Source organism: Arthrobacter sp. ZGTC412, from assembly GCF_002929215.1.
In the GTDB taxonomy this organism is placed as follows: Bacteria; Actinomycetota; Actinomycetes; order Actinomycetales; family Micrococcaceae; genus Arthrobacter.
Genome location: NZ_PJII01000026.1, coordinates 1 through 16677 on the forward strand (window position 1 = coordinate 1; position 16677 = coordinate 16677).

Below are 16677 nucleotides of genomic sequence, written 5' to 3' on the forward strand. Positions count from 1 at the left end.
ACTGCCCTTCAAGGTCTTCACCCTTGCAGGTCCCGGTAGCGGATCCAAGCTCGTGATCGACGTCGCCCACCATTGGTGACGGCAGCTGTGACGGCCGATAAAGCCGGGTAAGAGGCGAAGCCCCGCTCTCTGGGGGAGGCGGGGCGCCGCTTTGCCTAACCGTGCGGCGAGGCCTAGTGGGGAACCACCAGCGGCGGTGTGTCCCACCACCACACGGCAGTGATGCTAGGTAGGGACCGTGTCCATGCGGATCTTTGGGCTTGTCTCACTAGACTTGAAAAACCTGTTGGCAGACCGCCTAGGCGACCCCTCCGAAGTTGAAATCGCCACTCGCCGAACGGAATACAGGGTGGCCATGGCGCTGCAGGTCCTCTTCCCGGGCTCAGCCAGACCGTGCGGGGGGCCGATAGTCACTGCTGGTTGCCCCACCATGATGCCCGCCAAGTGAGCTCAGCCAGGCGGGCCTGGCCTTCCAGGCTTGGATGGAAGTAATCGAGCACGCTAACGTCGCTTGCCGAGAACTTGAAGTCATACACAGCGTTGTTGTCCCAGCGGCAGTTCTTGTACTGCGAGCACGCCCGGGCAAGGATCTGGTTGAACGCGAGTTCCCGCTTGATGACCGACTGCCGCTGCTCCTCGGTGTTGTCAGCAGCAAGCATCGATTGGCAGGTGCCGCCGGACCATGCCTCGCGTGCCTCGGCGTTGCTTTCCAAAGTCTTCCAGAGCTGGTAGAGGTTCGGGATGCTGCCGACGAAGATTCGGGCGCTCGGCAGGCCACGGTGGAGCGCCGCCAAGGCGGTCTTGATGTGAGAAGCGAATTCTGTCTCGGATGTCATCGTGGCTGCCGATGAGGCGCAAAGGTCGTTTGCTCCGATCAGGATGGTCACGTATTCCACGTTCTGCTCTACGGCCAGTTCGACCTGGTCTGGAAGATGCCTCGCTCTGGACCCGCTGGTTGCGTTGTTGTGGTTGCGGCCAGCGACAGCCGAATCCAGGGCTGTCAGCCGCTCGTAGTGGCTGCTGACTCCGTCGCCGGGACCGTGCCCGGTGGACCATGAGTGGAGCGAGTTGTCACCGTTGGAACAACACACTGCCAGGGCCTGGGTAATGGAGTCGCCCAAGGCTGCCATGGAGGTGGGCGGCGGCGTGGAGGTTGGCGGGGGCGCGGTCGGTGTCGGCTGCGCGACCGTGAACGCCGCGAGTAGGACAAACGGCAGAAGCAGTAAGCGCGCAACTTTCGGCACGGCCACCTCCTTTGTGGACCGGCGGTGCACATCGGCTACCCACTCTGTCAGCCTTGCCGACCCGTACAAGCCGACGCTATGTCCCCGTTCTCTACCGTGTCCAGCATCGTTTCACGGGATCTGCGGCACGCGGGGATCACCGGTGAAACAGCTGGCCTCGAACCGCCCGTTGGCGAATTTTGAGGGCGGACGTCCAACGGCAACGCAAGGCAACACCTTGACCACTGAGGTACAGCGCGGGCCAAACGGAATCGCCCCCGAATCCGGCCTCCTCCTACCACCCCAGAATTACGAAGGTGGCAAACGCATAGCAAATTGCTGCCTTCCTAAATCGGGGCACCAGCCGGAGGCGGGTATTGGAGCTGCACTAGGCGACTTCGGCGACCTCAACCTCAACCCCGGCGTCCCGGAACTTCTGCACCTGCCCGGGGTCGGCGCCGTCGTCCGTCACGAGGGTCCACGGCAAAGCCAGCCGTGCCCACGCGTGGAAGGGCCGCAACCCCAGCTTGGACGAATCCGCGAGCACGTACACAAGATTGCCGCGGCGGGCCATCAGTTCTTTGAGCCGGGTTTGGGCGTGGTCTGCTTCGCAGATGCCGTCCTCGGCGGTGACGGCGTCGGCGCCGAGGAATACCCGGTCGAAGCTCATCCGCTCCAGCGCGGCCTCGGCCAGGGGACCCACAAAGCTCTGCGAAACGCTGCGCAGCCGGCCGCCCAGGCAGTCCACCTCGATGCCCTCGGAATCGGCCAGTTCCTGCATCGTATTGATGCCCGGGGTGGTCACGGACAGCTTCTCGAAACCCCGCAGTTCGTGCGCCAGGGCGCCCACGGTGGAGCCGGCGTCGAGCAGGATGTTCTCCCCGGGCACGATCACGGACGCCGCCCACCGGGCGATGGCGTGTTTCTGCTCGAACGCCTCGCCGGTGCGCTGCCGCAGCGAGGCCTCCGGGTGCGCGCCCAGGGCCATGGCCCCGCCGTAGGTGCGGGCCAGCCGGCCCTGCCCATTCAGCAAAGCCAGGTCGCGCCGGATGGTGGAGGCGGTGACCTCGAACCGGGCGGAGAGTTCCTCCACGGATGCGAGGCCGGTGGTCACGGCAAGGTGGTAAATCTCCTCGCGCCGCGCGTTTGCGCTGAGCATTCCCGGTCTCCTTCCCGTGGCAGTGGTAACCATGCTAGTTCCGGCCCCGAAGAAACCTGTGCTGCTACGCGGCGACGGAGGGCCGGGTGGCCATTTCGGCGGCCTGGTGCAGCGCCTCCACCATGGAGCGGGAATCGGCGATCGCCTTGCCTGCGATGTCGAAGGCGGTGCCGTGGTCCACGGACGTGCGGATCACCGGCAGGCCCACCGTGATGTTCACGCCGGCCTCGATGCCGAGGACCTTCACCGGGCCGTGGCCCTGGTCGTGGTACATGGCCACCACCAGGTCGTAGTCGCCCCGGCCGGCCAGGAAGAACAGCGTGTCCGCCGGCAGCGGACCGACAGCGTTGATCCCGGCAGCCTGCGCGGCCTTCACACCCGGTTCGATCTTCTCCGCTTCCTCGCCCTGGCCGAACAAACCGTTCTCTCCCGCGTGCGGGTTGATAGCGCACACGCCGATCTTCGGGTTCGGGATGCCCGCGCGGACCAACGCGTCATGGCCGCGGCGGATGGTGCGCTCCACCAGGTCCGGGTTGATTTTGCGGATGGCGTCCATCAGCCCGATATGCGTGGTCACGTGGATCACCCGGATCTTGGGTGTGGAGAGCATCATGGACACTTCCTCCGTTCCCGTCAGGTGCGCCAGCAGCTCGGTGTGCCCGGGGAAGATGTGACCGGCCGAGTGCAGCGCCTCCTTGTTCAGCGGCGCGGTGCAGATGGCCTGCACCTTCCCGGCCATGGCGAGTTCGCTGGCCACCCGGATGTACTCGTACGCGGCGTGCCCGGCCACAGGGGAGAGCTGCCCCCACGGCAGGTCCTCCGGCAGCAGCGCCAGGTCGATCACGTTCACCCGGCCAGGCGTGAACACCGCGTGCTCAACGTTCTCGATGCTCTGGATGTCCGCCTCGATGCCCAGAACGTCCGCGGCCTGGCGCAGGCGCAGCGCGTCGCCCACCACCACGGGCCGGCATTCGGCGTTGCTCTGCGGATCCAGCACGGCGGCCACCACCACCTCCGGCCCCACCCCGGCGCCGTCGCCCATGGTCACGGCCACGTAGGGGAGTTCGGTCTGCTCGGTCTTGCTCGTTGCGGGGGTAGTCATTTTTCTGCTCCAGATCGTTCGGAAGTCTTGCGGGGAAGGGTGTTGGCGGGAGCCGGCGCGGACTGACCGCGGCGCTCCCGGATTTCGTCGTAAAGCTGTTGGAGTGCCAGGTCGTCGCCGAAGCTGCCCGGCTTGGTGCCCACCAGCGTTCCGTCATCGGCGCGGCTGAGCACCGCCCCGTGCTGCACGGCCGCGAGCGGCACCAGACTGTGGAGGCCGACGGCGTCCAGGACTTCCCGGGCCGTCTCACCGCCGGTGAGGATCAGGTCTGCTTCGAGTCCCTGTGCTGCCTCGGCGGCGAAGGTGGACAGGGCCTGGACGATGCTGGCGGCGCGTGCCGGGTCCACTTTTCCGGCGGCCAGGGTGACGGCCACGTTGGTGCCTGCGGCCAAAGCCACCCTTGCTTCCTGCAGTTGCGGTCCGTACGCACCGGTGGCACCGGCGTACTGCGGGTGCAGCCTGATGACTTCGAAGCCTTGTGTTTCGAGCTGCGCCAGTTGCGCCTGGGCGGTTTTGGAGGCGGAGCCGACGACGGCGAGGACCGGCTTAGCGGGTCCCTGCGGTTCCGCGGTGACTGCTTCGGCTTGTGCACCAACTTGCGCACTTCGCGCAAGTTGTGCAGCCAGGCGCTGCGCAAGGACGTCCGCCGTACCGCCAGTCCCCACAAGAACAATGCGGCGATCGCAGGCCTGGAAGTTCAGCTCCAGCAGGGCGTCCATCACGTGCTCAAGGTCCTGCACAGTTTCGCCGTCAGCCACCACCAGCGCGGCCTGGTCGCAGCCCAGCAGTGCGGACAGTTTCTCGACGAGTGAGCCGGACCGGACCTCGGCCAGATTCAGTGACTCAACTGAGGACGGATCCTCCGGCCGAAGCAGGGAAGGAATGTCAGCCGGCGGGGCCGAAAGCTCGGCCTGCCACAGATCCGTCTCCGCCAGGGGAGTACCGGCAACCAAAGGCTGACCATTCTGCACTGAACGCTGAAGCTGGGGGAGTGCCCCCGCAACAACGGCGTTGAATCCCAGCCCCGTCAGGGCGGCCACTTCAGCGCGGACGTTTCCGCGCCAGAGCGAGTCGATCTTTTTGAAGGCCACCTGCGCAGCTGAGGCCGCGCCGCTCGAGAAGGCTTTCTTCACAAGTGCCTCGGCGGTGGATCCAGCCAGCCCGCGGGAATGGGTATCGGCCACCACCACGTCGGTGACGAGCCCCCGAAAGGAGGCATCGCCGTCGTGCGTTCCAAGCGTGAGCTGCGTGGACAGCCCATGCTGCACGAAGCAGTAGCCAACCTCGGCGGCGCCGGAGAAATCATCGGCCTGCACAAATACGGAAGCCACATTGCTCCTCTCGCGTTCGTTGTTGGCTGGGACCCCACCTAAGTAGCGGGATGCTTCCCAAACATTCTGACACGCTTGCGCGAATCACGCTAGAGGGGTTGCGCAAATTGCGCAGGAGTGGCAAAGTGATGGACACAACATTCGGCGCAGCCAAACCGGCAGCCGTCCCCGATCTACCGAGAGGTCAACGATGACCGTTCTTCCTCAAGGAAGTGAGATTTCCCGCCGTCGCCTGCTGCAGTTTGGCGCCGCCGCCGGGTTTCTGCTGGGCACCGGCAGCCTCGCCGGCTGCGCCGGCCCCACCGGCCTGCCGGGACCCAGCACCCTGACGCTGGCCCTCAACCGGTCCCTGGTCAGCCTGGACAACAAGCTCAACCAGTTCGACGCCGCCGTCACGGTTCAGCGCTCTGTCCGCCAGGGCCTCACCGCCATCGGCCCAGAAACCAAGCCCATCCTGGTCCTGGCCGAACGCTTCGAGATGACCGGGCCCACCGAATGGACCGTCACGCTCCGCGAAGGCATCCGCTACTCGGACAACAGCCCCGTGAAGATCGAGGACGTTTCCACCGCGCTGAAGATGTACCAGCAGGTGCAGGGCTCCTTCGTAGCCGGCTTCTTCCCCGAATTCCCCGAGGTGGTGCCGGTGGATGACCGCACCTTCAAGATGGTGTCCAAGAAGCCCGTCCCCATCCTGGACTCGCTCATGAGCATGATCCTGATAACCCCCGCCGCGCAGAACAAGCCGGAGGAACTGCAGGAGGGCGTGGGCACCGGCCCGTACGTGGTCACCAAGTTCAACCGCGGCGCCGGAACCTACAGCCTGGCCCGCAACGAGAACTACTGGGGCCCCAGGCCCGAGGTGGAGAACGTGGAAGTCCGCTTCCTCCCCGAGGAATCCAGTCGCGTCATCGCCCTGCGCAGTGGCGAGGTGGACATCATCGACTCCATCACGCCCGACTCCCGCGAACAGCTTGCCGGGCTTCCCGGCGTCAAACTCCAGGAGGCGTCCAGCCTCCGGCTGAACCAGATCTTCTTCAACTTCCGCAAGCCCGCTGGCCACCCGCTCGCCGATCCCCGCGTCCGCCAGGCCCTCAGCATGGCGATCGACGGCGAGTCGCTGGTGCGGGACGTGCTGGTGGACTCTGTCACCCAGGCCGAAGGCGTCACGCCGTCCAGCCTCACGGGCTACCACAAGACCGGCGAGTACGTTTACGATCCCGAGAAGGCCAAGGCCACCCTCGAGGAGCTGGGCGTCAAGGACCTCACCATCAAGATCATCTGGGAAACCGGCGAGTTCGCGTCCGACACCTCCGTGATGGAGGCCCTGGTGGAAATGTTTGGCAACATCGGCGTGAAGGCCGAGCTGCAACAGTTCGAACCTGGCGGCAACATCCTGGCATGGCGCCAGGGCAAGCAGGGCGACTGGGACCTGCTGGGCAACGGCTACCCCAGCCCCACCGGCCTGGCCATCACCATGCTGCAGGGCATGTACTCCGGTACCCCGGAGAAGGAAGCCACCCGCGACACCTACCAGGGCTACGTGATCCCCGAGGTCACCGCCAAGATCCAGGCTGCCTCCGCCGAAGCGGACCCGGCCCGCCGGACGGAACTGCTGAACGACGCACAGCAGGCGGTCTGGGACACCTGGCCCTGCGCCTGGGCGTTTGTGCCCAAGTCCGTCCTCGCCCACCGCGAGCGGGTGTCCGGGATCAACCTGGCACCCACCAACTCCTACCCGCTCGTTGACGCACGGCTGGAGGCCTAAGCCATGACGAACTACATCCTGAAGCGACTGGGACAGGGCCTGCTGACCGTGTTCCTCACGGTATCCACAGTGTTCATCCTCATCCGCATGGCCCCGGGCGATCCCGCCGTCTCCTACGCCGGCCCGCTGGCCACCTCCGAGCAGCTCGCCGCCGTGCGGGAGCAGTTCGGCCTGGACCGGCCGGTGCTGGAGCAGTACTGGATCTTCCTGCAGCAGCTGATCACCGGCAACCTGGGCCAGTCCTACTCCTTCCAGGCTCCTGCCATGCAGGTGGTGGCCGAGCGGATGCCCTACACCCTGACCCTCGCGGCGGCGGCCATCCTCCTTACCGCCGTAGTTGCCATCCCCTTGGGCGTGTGGATGTCCCGCCGCCCGGACACCGGCCGCGAGTTCGGCGTCAACGTGCTCACCATCGCCGGGCAGTCGATGCCCGACTTCTGGACCGGCATCATGCTCCTCACCGGCTTCGCCGTCCTGATCCCTATCTTCCCGGCCTCCGGCTTCGCCACCTGGGGCGGGCTGGTGCTGCCCACCATCACCATCGCGATCCTGCAGATCGCGTTGATCTCCCGGATGGTCCGGCGGGAAATGACGGCCAACTTCGCCGCCCCGTACCTCACGGTGGCCCGCTCTCGCGGCGTGAAGAACTCCGTCCTTACCTGGCGTTACGCCATGGGGAACTCGGCCATCCCCGTGTTCACCGCGCTCGGCACCCGGTTCGCCGCGATGCTCAACGGTGTGGTGGTGGTGGAAGTGGTGTTCGCCTGGCCCGGCGTCGGCTCCCTGATCGTCCGGGCCCTCGAAACCCGCGACTACCCCCTCATCCAGGCCACGGTCCTCCTCACCGCACTGCTCGCAGTCGGTGTCCAGCTGCTCATCGACCTCGCCTACCCGCTTCTTGATCCCCGCGTTCGTCTTGGAAAGGCGGCAACAGCATGAGCCTCGACACCGCAACACCCGCCGGTTCTTCGGCCGGCACCCCGGCCCGGCAGCCGAGCCCGAGCGCCGTCACCAAGGCGGACATCGCAGCGGCAGGCGCCACCCGGCGTCGTAATGCCGCCAAGTGGAAGCTCATCGTGGGCACCATCTGCACCCTGCTGGTGATCATCCCCATCATCCTGGCCCAGGTACTCCCGCTGCCGGACGCCAACTTCCAGGACCTCGGCGCCCGCCGCCTGCCGCCGTTCACGGACGGCCACCTGTTCGGCACCGACCAGCTGGGCCGCGACCTCCTCTCCCGCGTGCTGCACGGCGGCCAGGTCTCGCTGACCATCGGCCTGCTGGCAGTGCTGGTCTCCGGCGCCATCGGCATCATCCTCGGCGCGGCCGCCGGCTACTTCGGAGGCTGGGTAGACACAGTTGTCTCCCGCGTCCTCGAAGCCCAGATGTCCCTGCCGCTGCTCATGATGCTGCTGCTGGTGGTGGCCCTGTTCGGCCCCTCCATCCCGGTGATCACCTTCGTGATCGCCATCGCCCAATGGCCCGAAGTGGCCCGCCTCACCCGCTCCATGGTGCTGGTGGAACGCGAAAAGCCCTACGTCTCCGCCGCCCGGATCCTGGGCCTGCACCGGATCCAGATCCTGATCCAGCACATCATCCCCAACGTCATCAAGCAGGCAACCCTGGTGGTCCTGCTCCTGCTGGCCCAGGCCGTGCTGCTCGAGTCCGCTTTGTCCTTCCTGGGTGCCGGCCCGCAGCGGCCCTTCGCCACCTGGGGCCGCATCATTTCCGACGGCCAGGACTACATCACCACCTCCTGGTGGATGGTCACCCTGCCCGGCCTGGTGATTGTGCTCATGGTGGTGGGCGTGAACCTGCTGGGCGACGGCCTCCGCGACCGTCCCCGCCGCAAGAAAAAGGGTGCCTGACATGACCGCTTCCACTGAGACCCCGTTCAAGGAAAAGCCGCTCCTCGAGGTGCGCGACTTCCAGGTGGAGCTGATCACCGACGCCGGCATCATCCGTGCCGTTGACTCCGTCAGCTTCAGCATCCACCGGGGCGAGACGGTCACCATCATCGGCGAGTCGGGCTCCGGCAAGTCGACGACGGCGATGGGCATCCTCCGCCTGCTGCCCGAGGACCTGGCGGTACTGTCCGGCACGGTGATGATTGACGGCGTCGACATCAGCGCCGATCCCAAGGCCATCAACAAGGTGCGCGGCAAGACCCTGGCCCTGATCCCGCAGGACCCCATGACGGCGCTGAGCCCGGTCCACTCGATCGGGAACCAGCTCTTCGAGGCCATCCGGATTGCCGGTGCCGCCTCCGCCAAGGACAAGGGCGCACTGCAGGCCCGGGCCATCCGGCTCCTGGAGCAGGTGCACATCCCCACCCCGGAGAAGCAGCTGAAGAAGTACCCGCACCAGCTTTCCGGCGGCATGCTGCAGCGTGTGCTGATCGCCATCGCGCTGGCCAGTGAGCCGCAGCTGCTGGTGGCGGACGAGCCGACGTCGGCCCTGGACGTCACCGTTCAGGGCGGCATCCTGGACCTGCTGCTGGAACTGCAGGAGCAGCGCGGCATCGGCATCCTGATGATCACACACGATCTTGGTGTGGCCCGGCTGATCTCGGACCGCATCCACGTGATGAAGGACGGCTCGTTTGTGGAGTCCGGCGAGGTCCAGCAGATTGTGGACCATCCGGCCACCGAGTACACCCGGGACCTGCTGGCCGCCGTGCCGGTGCTGGGGCCGTGGGACGAAACTCCTGCTGCTGCCCCCGCTGCTGGCCGTCGTTCCGCCGGCACACACGCCGCCGGCACACACGCCGCCGGCTCCTCAGCCACTGGCGGCTCCTCCGCCACCACTACTGACCCAGCCCTGACCCAGACCGGAGCAAGCCATGAGTAAGCCGTTCCTCGCCGTCGAAAACCTCGTGGTGGACTACCACGTGCCGGGCGGGACCTTCCGGGCCGTTGACGACGTGTCCTTCTCAGTGGACAAAGGCAAGACGATCGCCGTCGTGGGTGAATCCGGCTGCGGAAAATCCACCATCGCCAAGGCGCTAATGCGGCTGGTGACCCCCACCAGCGGGCGCATCGACCTGGACGGCACGGACATTGCTTCCATGAGTGAGGCCAAGCTGCGGCCCATGCGCTCCAAGTTCCAGATGGTGTTCCAGGACCCGTACGGCTCGCTGGACCCGCACATGACGGCGCAGGAGATTGTGGCCGAGCCGCTGAAACTGCAAGGCGTCCGGTCCAAGGCGGAACGGCACAAGGCGGCCGCCAAGCTGATCGACCAGGTGGGCCTGCCCGTCCGGTCGCTGGACAAGCACCCCGGTGAGTTCTCCGGCGGCCAGCGCCAGCGCATCGGGATCGCCCGGGCGCTCGCGTCCAAGCCCGAACTGCTGGTCTGCGACGAGGCCACCAGCGCCCTGGACGTGTCCGTGCAGGCACAGGTGCTGCGGCTGCTGAAATCCATCCAGGACGAAACCGGCATCACCTACGTGTTCATCTCGCACAACCTTGGCGTGGTGCAGGAGATCAGCGATAGCGTCATGGTGATGCAGAAGGGCAAGCTGGTGGAACACGGCACCACCGCGTCCGTCCTGACCGCCCCCAAGGAGGACTACACCCGCAAACTCCGCCGCGCGGCGCTGGACCCCTCCACCATGACGGGCCTCAAGCCGCGGCACCTGGTCCGCTCCCTGGCGCTCGCCAACCAGGCCTGAGCCCCTTCTTTTTGACGACGACGCAACGACGAGGAATTTACGCATGAGCAAGCAGCCTGAAGGCACCACGGTGGACGGCCTGAAACTTCCCATCTCCCGGCTGGTCCTGGGGACCATGACGTTCGGCGACACCGTCGACGAGGCCACCGCGGGGCGGATGGTGGAGGAAGCGCTCGACGCCGGCATCACCACGATCGACACCGCCAACGCCTACGTGGGGGGTGTTACCGAGGAGATGCTCGCGCGGCTTCTGAAGGGAAAGCGCGATGGCGTCATCCTGGCTTCCAAGGCCGGCATGCCGCATGCCGACGCCGGCTCCAATACGCCGCTGTCCCCGGCCGGACTGCGTGCCAGCGTCGAGGGAAGCCTGCGCCGGCTGGGCACGGACAGCATCGACCTGTTCTACCTGCACCAGCCGGACCGGGCCACGCCACTGGCTTCCACGCTTTCTACGGTTGCCGAGTTGGTCGCCGAGGGGAAGATCGGCGCGCTGGGCGTGTCCAACTTCGCCGCCTGGCAGATCGCCGACGTGGTCCACACGGCGCGTGAAGTGGGGGCGCCGCAGCCCGTCGTCGCGCAGCAGCTGTACAACCTGGTTGCCCGCCGGCTGGAGGAGGAGTACCTCGAGTTCGCCGCCACGCACAACGTCCACACCATGGTCTACAACCCCCTCGGCGGCGGGCTGCTCACCGGCAAGCACAGCTTCGAAGCGAAGCCCACCGAGGGCCGCTACGGCGATTCCAAGCTCGCCGCCATGTACACGCAGCGGTACTGGGACAAGCAGCTGTTCGACGCGATCGAGGATCTCTCCCGGATCGCAGACGGTGCCGGGGTTTCCTTGGCCGAGCTGTCGCTCCGCTGGCTTGCCTACCGCGACGGTGTGGGCTCCATGCTGCTGGGCGGGTCGAAGGTGGAGCAGCTCCGCGCCAACATCGCCGCCGTGGCGAACGGGCCGCTGCCGGCCGACGTGGTGGAAGCCTGCGACGCCGTCGGCACCTCGCTGCGCGGCCCGATGCCCGCCTACAACCGCTGACTTTCCTGACACCCGGCCGACGCCGTCCATCCGAACTCCAGAACCGAAGGTAGAAGATCTCCATGACATCCGAACTGGCCACCGAATTCGCCCGCAAGATCCGCGCCCGTGAGCAGGCGGTGGGCTATTGGGCAGTGCTGGACGCGCCCGTGGCCACCGAACGCATCGGCCGCCTCGGCTACGACTACGTTGCCCTCGACGCGCAGCACGGGCTGCTCGGCTACTCCGGCGTGCTCAACGGGCTGATGGCCATCGACGCCGGGCACACCGCCGTCGGGATGGTCCGGGTGGAGGCCAACGACTTCACCGCGATCGGCAAGGCGCTCGATGCTGGAGCCGTGGGCGTCATCGTCCCTCTTATTAACAACGCCCCAGACGCAGCCGCCGCAGTAGCTGCAGCAAAGTACCCGCCGATGGGCGGCCGCTCCTACGGGCCGATGCGCTCGGCGCTGCGCATCGGGCCGAAGCCCGCTGACGCTAACGGCACCACGCTGGTTTTTGCCATGATCGAGACGCCCGAGGGGCTGGCCAACGTCAAGGAAATCTGCGCCACCCCGGGCCTGGACGGTATCTACGTGGGACCATCGGACCTGGCCATTGCCGTGGGCGGGGCATTCCCCGGGGATCCGCAGGTTGATGCCGAGTTCAACGCCGCGCTGGAGACCATCGCCGAGGCTGCCGCCTCCGCCGGGATCGCCGCAGGTATCCACACGCCGGCCGGCACGGTCGCGGCGCAGCGGCTGGCCCAGGGATACACCTTCACCACCATCGCCTCGGACCTCACGCACCTGGAACAGATCGCGAAGTCCCACCTCGACGCCGCGCGCACCGACGCCGCGACCAGCAAGGAGAGCTAATTTCATGCCGAACACCACCACCAACGAGTACAGCACCATCACCCCGGACGGGGCCGTGAAGCGGGCCGACGGCGCCGACTTCGCCTACCTGCCGGCACCCACCGTGCAGAGCCACGCCGCCAACCTGCTCACCCTGCCCGACGGCCGGCTGGGTTGTGTCTGGTTTGGCGGCACCCAGGAAGGCGTGCCGGACATCTCCATCTGGTTCTCCACCCTGGAGCCCGGCAGTACCCAGTGGTCCGCACCCGAGCAGCTCTCCGACGATTCCGCCCGCTCGGAGCAGAACCCCATCCTGTTCACCGCGCCGGACCAGACGCTCTGGCTGCTGTACACCGCGCAGAAGGCGGGCAACCAGGACACCGCCGAGGTCCGCCGTCGTATTTCCACGGACAGCGGCCGCACCTGGGGCGACGTGGAAACGCTGTTCGCCGCCAATGAAACCGGCGGCGTGTTTGTCCGCCAGCTGCCGGTGGTGCTGCCGTCCGGCCGCCTGATTGTGCCGATTTTCCGCTGCATCACCACGCCGGGGGGGAAGTGGGTGGGCAACAGCGACGACAGCGCCGTGATGATTTCCGACGACGCCGGCGCCACCTGGAGCGAGCACGTCCTGCCGGGCAGCCTGGGCTGCGTCCACATGAACATCCAGCCTGTGGCCGACGGCTCGCTGCTGGCCCTGTTCCGCAGCCGCTGGGCGGACTCGATCTACGAATCCCGCTCCACCGACGACGGCTCCACCTGGAGCGAGCCGGTTCCCACCGAGCTGCCCAACAACAACTCGTCCATCCAGTTCACTGCGCTCGCCGACGGCCGCCTGGCCCTGGTGTACAACCACAGCCAGGCGGAGGAGAACACCGAGCGCCGGCTGTCCCTCTACGACGAAATTGACGACGACGGCCTGGCCGAGGAGCAGGGCCAGCTGGCTGAGCCGGTGCCCGGCGCTGCCGTTGCTGACGACGGCGAGCGTCGCGCCTTCTGGGGGACGCCGCGGTCTCCGATGACGCTGGCGATCTCCGAGGATTCCGGCCGTTCCTGGCCCATCCGCCGCAACCTGGACGTGGGGGACGGCTACTGCCTGTCCAACAACTCCCGCGACGGGCTCAACCGCGAGTACTCCTACCCGTCCATCCACCAGGGCCCGGACGGCTCGCTGAACATCGCGTACACGTACTTCCGGCAGGCCATCAAGTTCGTCCGGGTGGACCCGCAGTGGGCGTACGAGGGCACCCAGACGCCGGGCGGCCTGGAAGACGGCTCAATCAATGCCGGCTGAATCAATGCTGGCTGAGCTGCATGCGGTTGTCACCGGATGCAGCTCGGGGATCGGCCTGGCCATCACCCGCCGCCTGCTGGTGGAAGGGTGGGCCGTGACCGGGTTGAGCCGGACCCCGACATCGCTGGACGGGAAGTTCGAGTGGCTACAGGCTGACCTGTCCGAGCCCGAGACCCTGGCTTCTGCCGTTGCGGGGCTGCGACCGGCTGACGCTCTGGTGCACGCAGCGGGTTTCCAGCGGACGGCGCCGCTGGGGGAACTGGATCCTGCGGCTTTGGCCGGGATGTTCACGGTTCACGTGGCTGCGGCTAGCGTTTTGGCCAACGCCTTGGTGCCGACAATGCCCGACGGCGGCCGGATAGTTCTGCTGGGCAGCCGCACCTCCACGGGGTCACCGGGCAAGAGCCAGTACGCGGCGACAAAGGCTGCGCTGATAGGACTGGGCCGGACCTGGGCGCAAGAGCTCGCGCCGCGGGGGATCACGGTCAACGTGCTCTCCCCAGGGCCGACTGACACGCCCATGCTGAACGACCCCGGCCGTGCAGCCACCCCGGTGCGAATGCCGGCACTTGGTGCTTTGGTGGACCCGGACGACGTTGCCGCCCTGGCCGCATTCCTCCTGGGCCCGCACGGCAAGTCGATCACCGGCCAGAACTACGTGATCTGCGGCGGCGCCTCCTTCTAAGACGCTCTATCAGTTGATGCGCCCTTTCCCGGAACCAGCTATCAGTTGATGCGCCTTTTCCCTTGACGCTCTCTCAGTTCCTGCACCTTTTCGCCGGGTCCTCTCTCACGTCTGAGCCGGAACGGTGACGCGGCGTGCAGGAATTCACAGGTCAACGACCTAACATGTCCCACATGAAGGTTGCCCGAGAGGCGCGCTCTGCTGCCGTGGTGATTAACGCCGGATCACGCCGGGGAGCGGCCGCACACGAACTGGTGTTGGACAAGATGCAAAAGGCAGGCGTGCCGATCTCTTCCATGCACCACGTGCTGTCGGGGGCAGAGCTGGCCGCGACGCTCGATCGCGTGGTGGCTGAGGGGCACGACCTGGTGGTTGTCGGTGGCGGTGACGGGACGGTGTCCTACGCCGCCGGTCGGGTCGCCGGCACCGACGTCGTGCTCGGCGTTCTTCCGCTGGGCACCGCCAACGACCTCGCCCGCACCCTCGAGATACCGAATAATCTTGCGGAGGCGTGCGCTGCCATCGCAGACGGGAAGGTGGTGGACATCGACCTCGGACGGGCTAACGGTCAACCATTCCTTAATGTCGCGTCCGTTGGCCTGTCGGTGGGTGTTACCGAGGCACTCAGCCCCCGCCTGAAGCGGTACATCGGGCCGTTGGCGTACGGCATTGCCACGCTGCGGGCGTATGCCCGGCACAAGCCGTTCCGAGCCCGTCTCGAGTTCCCGGAGGGGGACCACGAGCCGATCGAGCTCGAGAACCTGCTTCAGGTGGCCGTCGGCAATGGCCGGCACTATGGCGGCGGCAATATGGTCTCCCCGACGGCAGGGATCGACGATCACACTCTGGACATCTACGCCATACCGGCGGGACCGCTCTGGGACCACGTGAGTATTGCCCGGCTGCTCAGGGACGGAAGTTTCGTCAAGCACGAGCGGGTGTACCACCTGACCAGCCGACATGTCAGGCTGGTCACCGAGCCGCCGCTGTCGGTGAACCTCGACGGCGAGATCGCGGCGGTCACGCCGACCGACTTCACCATCCAGCGCAACGCCGTTCACGTCGTGGTGCCTCAGAGCAGCAACAGCGCGCTGTTTGACGGACCGGGCGGTGCGGGCGGGCCGTCCATTTGAGTACTGATGCGCCTGCGTCTTTTCGGTGGGACTGAACGACTTATCGGCAGGATCAGCCGTCGGACGTCCTTGGAAAAGCACTATCCAGCATCTGGAGTTTGGCGCAAAATGGCGGGATGAAAAGGAACCTGGTAGCTGGTCTTTCTGCACTGCTTATGACGCTTGCTGGAATTACCCCGGCCGCCCCCGGCGTCGCATCAGGTTCGGAAGACATGACGAGCCAGATCATCGTGAAGTTTCGCGATGACCGGGCGGCGGCTCGTGTACTGCAGCAGCATGGCCTCAGTGACGGCCCAGGCATCGGCAGCACCGGCGCGCACCTTCTCAATGTGCCTGCTGGTAAGGAGCATCAGGACATCGAGGCCCTGAACCGGAGTCCCATTGTTGAATACGCCGAACCGGACCTTGTAGCTACCGCAACTACTGCTGACCAGTACTTTCCCCGCCAGTACTCCCTGCAGAACGATGGCCAGTCCTTCACCAACACCGCCGGCACGATCACTGTGGCCCCGGGCAAAGCAGACGCCGATGTTGACGCCGTCGAAGCGTGGAGCGTCACCACCGGCAACGGCATCAAGGTTGCTGTCCTCGATTCAGGGGTCGCAACTGACAACCCTGACATCAGCCCGAAGGTTGTTGCCCGCGCCAACTTCAGCACTGCACGAACCAACGAGGACCACTACGGCCACGGCACCCACGTCGCCGGCACTGTTGCCGCGTCCATGAACAATACGATCGGTATCGCCGGCGTGTGCCCGGGATGCACCATCCTGGCTGGCAAAGTCCTCAACGACAGCGGCGTTGGATCGTCGTCGAGTGTTGCAAACGGGATCAACTGGGCCGTCAGCAATGGTGCCAGGGTCATCAACATGAGCATCGGTGTGCCCGCATCACGCACACTCGAAACTGCTGTCAACAACGCTTGGAAGAATGGCGCTGTGCTGGTGGCGGCCGCAGGCAACGGAAACAATCAGACCAAGATTTATCCGGCCGCGTATCCCAACGTTATTGCCGCCGCTGCAACCGACAACAGAGACGCCAAGGCCCCCTTCTCAACTTACGGAGCCAGCTGGGTGGACATCGCAGCGCCTGGTGTAAATGTCTTCTCGACCTTCCCGAACCACCCCTTCGTCCTGGGCACGCAGAATAACCGCTCCCAGGGTTACGACGTCGGCAACGGTACGTCGATATCTTCGCCAATCGTTGCGGCTACTGCCGCACTCGTCTGGAGCTCCACCCCAGGCGCCACGGCCACGGCAGTCCGCGCAAAAGTGGAATCAACTGCAGACAAGATTGCCGGCACCGGCACCTTCTGGGCGAAGGGCCGCGTCAACGCAGACCGCGCCGTCCGGTAGCCACTGCCCTTCAACCTTTTCGGCCGACACGCGGCCCAACGCCCGGACTCGCGCCCATAGGCGGAAAGAATCAAGCGTGACCTACACACGT

The 16677-nt window shown here is 66.2% G+C and carries 15 protein-coding genes and 1 pseudogene; 12 read left to right on the top strand and 4 right to left on the bottom strand.

Going from position 1 to position 16677, the window contains the following annotated elements; genetic code table 11:
• Window positions 1–79, top strand: a pseudogene (locus CXQ88_RS22860) (AMIN-like domain-containing (lipo)protein); the annotation flags it as partial.
• A 331-nt stretch (window positions 80–410) separates the two neighbouring features.
• Here CXQ88_RS22860 and CXQ88_RS20055 read toward each other — a convergent pair.
• The 4 genes from CXQ88_RS20055 to CXQ88_RS22490 form a co-directional block, all read right to left on the bottom strand.
• Window positions 411–1244 carry a GDSL-type esterase/lipase family protein gene (locus CXQ88_RS20055; RefSeq protein ID WP_181037619.1) on the bottom strand — a complete coding sequence of 278 codons (834 nt, stop codon included), beginning with the start codon at window positions 1242–1244 and terminating at the stop codon, window positions 411–413.
• A gap of 367 nt (window positions 1245–1611) precedes the next feature.
• Entirely contained in the window at window positions 1612–2382 is a 771-nt protein-coding gene (locus tag CXQ88_RS20065) for a DeoR/GlpR family DNA-binding transcription regulator (protein ID WP_104045885.1), read from the bottom strand.
• A gap of 64 nt (window positions 2383–2446) precedes the next feature.
• Window positions 2447–3484: a 4-hydroxythreonine-4-phosphate dehydrogenase PdxA gene (gene pdxA / locus CXQ88_RS22485; protein ID WP_258062036.1), complete on the bottom strand. Its 1038-nt coding sequence runs from the start codon at window positions 3482–3484 to the stop codon at window positions 2447–2449.
• Window positions 3481–4815 carry a four-carbon acid sugar kinase family protein gene (locus CXQ88_RS22490; RefSeq protein ID WP_258062037.1) on the bottom strand — a complete coding sequence of 445 codons (1335 nt, stop codon included), beginning with the start codon at window positions 4813–4815 and terminating at the stop codon, window positions 3481–3483. Before CXQ88_RS22490 ends, pdxA begins: the two co-directional genes overlap by 4 nt.
• A 190-nt stretch (window positions 4816–5005) precedes the next feature.
• Here CXQ88_RS22490 and CXQ88_RS20075 point away from each other — a divergent pair, with 190 nt between their 5' ends.
• From CXQ88_RS20075 to CXQ88_RS20125, 11 genes are all read left to right on the top strand, one after another.
• Complete coding sequence (locus tag CXQ88_RS20075) at window positions 5006–6580, top strand: ABC transporter substrate-binding protein (RefSeq protein ID WP_104045886.1); 1575 nt, start codon at window positions 5006–5008, stop codon at window positions 6578–6580.
• A gap of 3 nt (window positions 6581–6583) precedes the next feature.
• The gene (locus CXQ88_RS20080; RefSeq protein WP_104045887.1) at window positions 6584–7519 is read left to right on the top strand and encodes an ABC transporter permease; all 936 of its coding nucleotides are present in this window, start codon (window positions 6584–6586) and stop codon (window positions 7517–7519) included.
• On the top strand, window positions 7516–8448 hold the full coding sequence (locus tag CXQ88_RS20085; protein WP_104045888.1) for an ABC transporter permease: 933 nt from the start codon (window positions 7516–7518) through the stop codon (window positions 8446–8448). Before CXQ88_RS20080 ends, CXQ88_RS20085 begins: the two co-directional genes overlap by 4 nt.
• A gap of 1 nt (window position 8449) precedes the next feature.
• Complete coding sequence (locus tag CXQ88_RS20090) at window positions 8450–9430, top strand: ABC transporter ATP-binding protein (RefSeq protein ID WP_104045889.1); 981 nt, start codon at window positions 8450–8452, stop codon at window positions 9428–9430.
• Window positions 9423–10253, top strand: a complete 831-nt coding sequence (locus tag CXQ88_RS20095; RefSeq protein WP_104045890.1) for an ATP-binding cassette domain-containing protein — start codon at window positions 9423–9425, stop codon at window positions 10251–10253. The genes CXQ88_RS20090 and CXQ88_RS20095 overlap by 8 nt, the downstream gene beginning before the upstream one ends.
• A gap of 43 nt (window positions 10254–10296) precedes the next feature.
• On the top strand, window positions 10297–11286 hold the full coding sequence (locus CXQ88_RS20100; protein WP_104045892.1) for an aldo/keto reductase: 990 nt from the start codon (window positions 10297–10299) through the stop codon (window positions 11284–11286).
• 62 nt (window positions 11287–11348) lie between these two features.
• Window positions 11349–12143 carry an HpcH/HpaI aldolase family protein gene (locus CXQ88_RS20105; protein ID WP_104045893.1) on the top strand — a complete coding sequence of 265 codons (795 nt, stop codon included), beginning with the start codon at window positions 11349–11351 and terminating at the stop codon, window positions 12141–12143.
• Window positions 12144–12147: 4 nt separating this feature from the next.
• Window positions 12148–13413, top strand: a complete 1266-nt coding sequence (locus CXQ88_RS20110) for a sialidase family protein (protein WP_104045894.1) — start codon at window positions 12148–12150, stop codon at window positions 13411–13413.
• Between the two features lie 4 nt (window positions 13414–13417).
• On the top strand, window positions 13418–14098 hold the full coding sequence (locus tag CXQ88_RS20115) for an SDR family NAD(P)-dependent oxidoreductase (protein ID WP_104045938.1): 681 nt from the start codon (window positions 13418–13420) through the stop codon (window positions 14096–14098).
• Window positions 14099–14271: 173 nt separating this feature from the next.
• Window positions 14272–15231, top strand: a complete 960-nt coding sequence (locus tag CXQ88_RS20120; protein WP_104045895.1) for a lipid kinase — start codon at window positions 14272–14274, stop codon at window positions 15229–15231.
• A gap of 116 nt (window positions 15232–15347) precedes the next feature.
• Window positions 15348–16586, top strand: a complete 1239-nt coding sequence (locus CXQ88_RS20125) for a S8 family serine peptidase (protein ID WP_104045897.1) — start codon at window positions 15348–15350, stop codon at window positions 16584–16586.
• The last annotated feature ends 91 nt before the right edge of the window (window positions 16587–16677 follow it).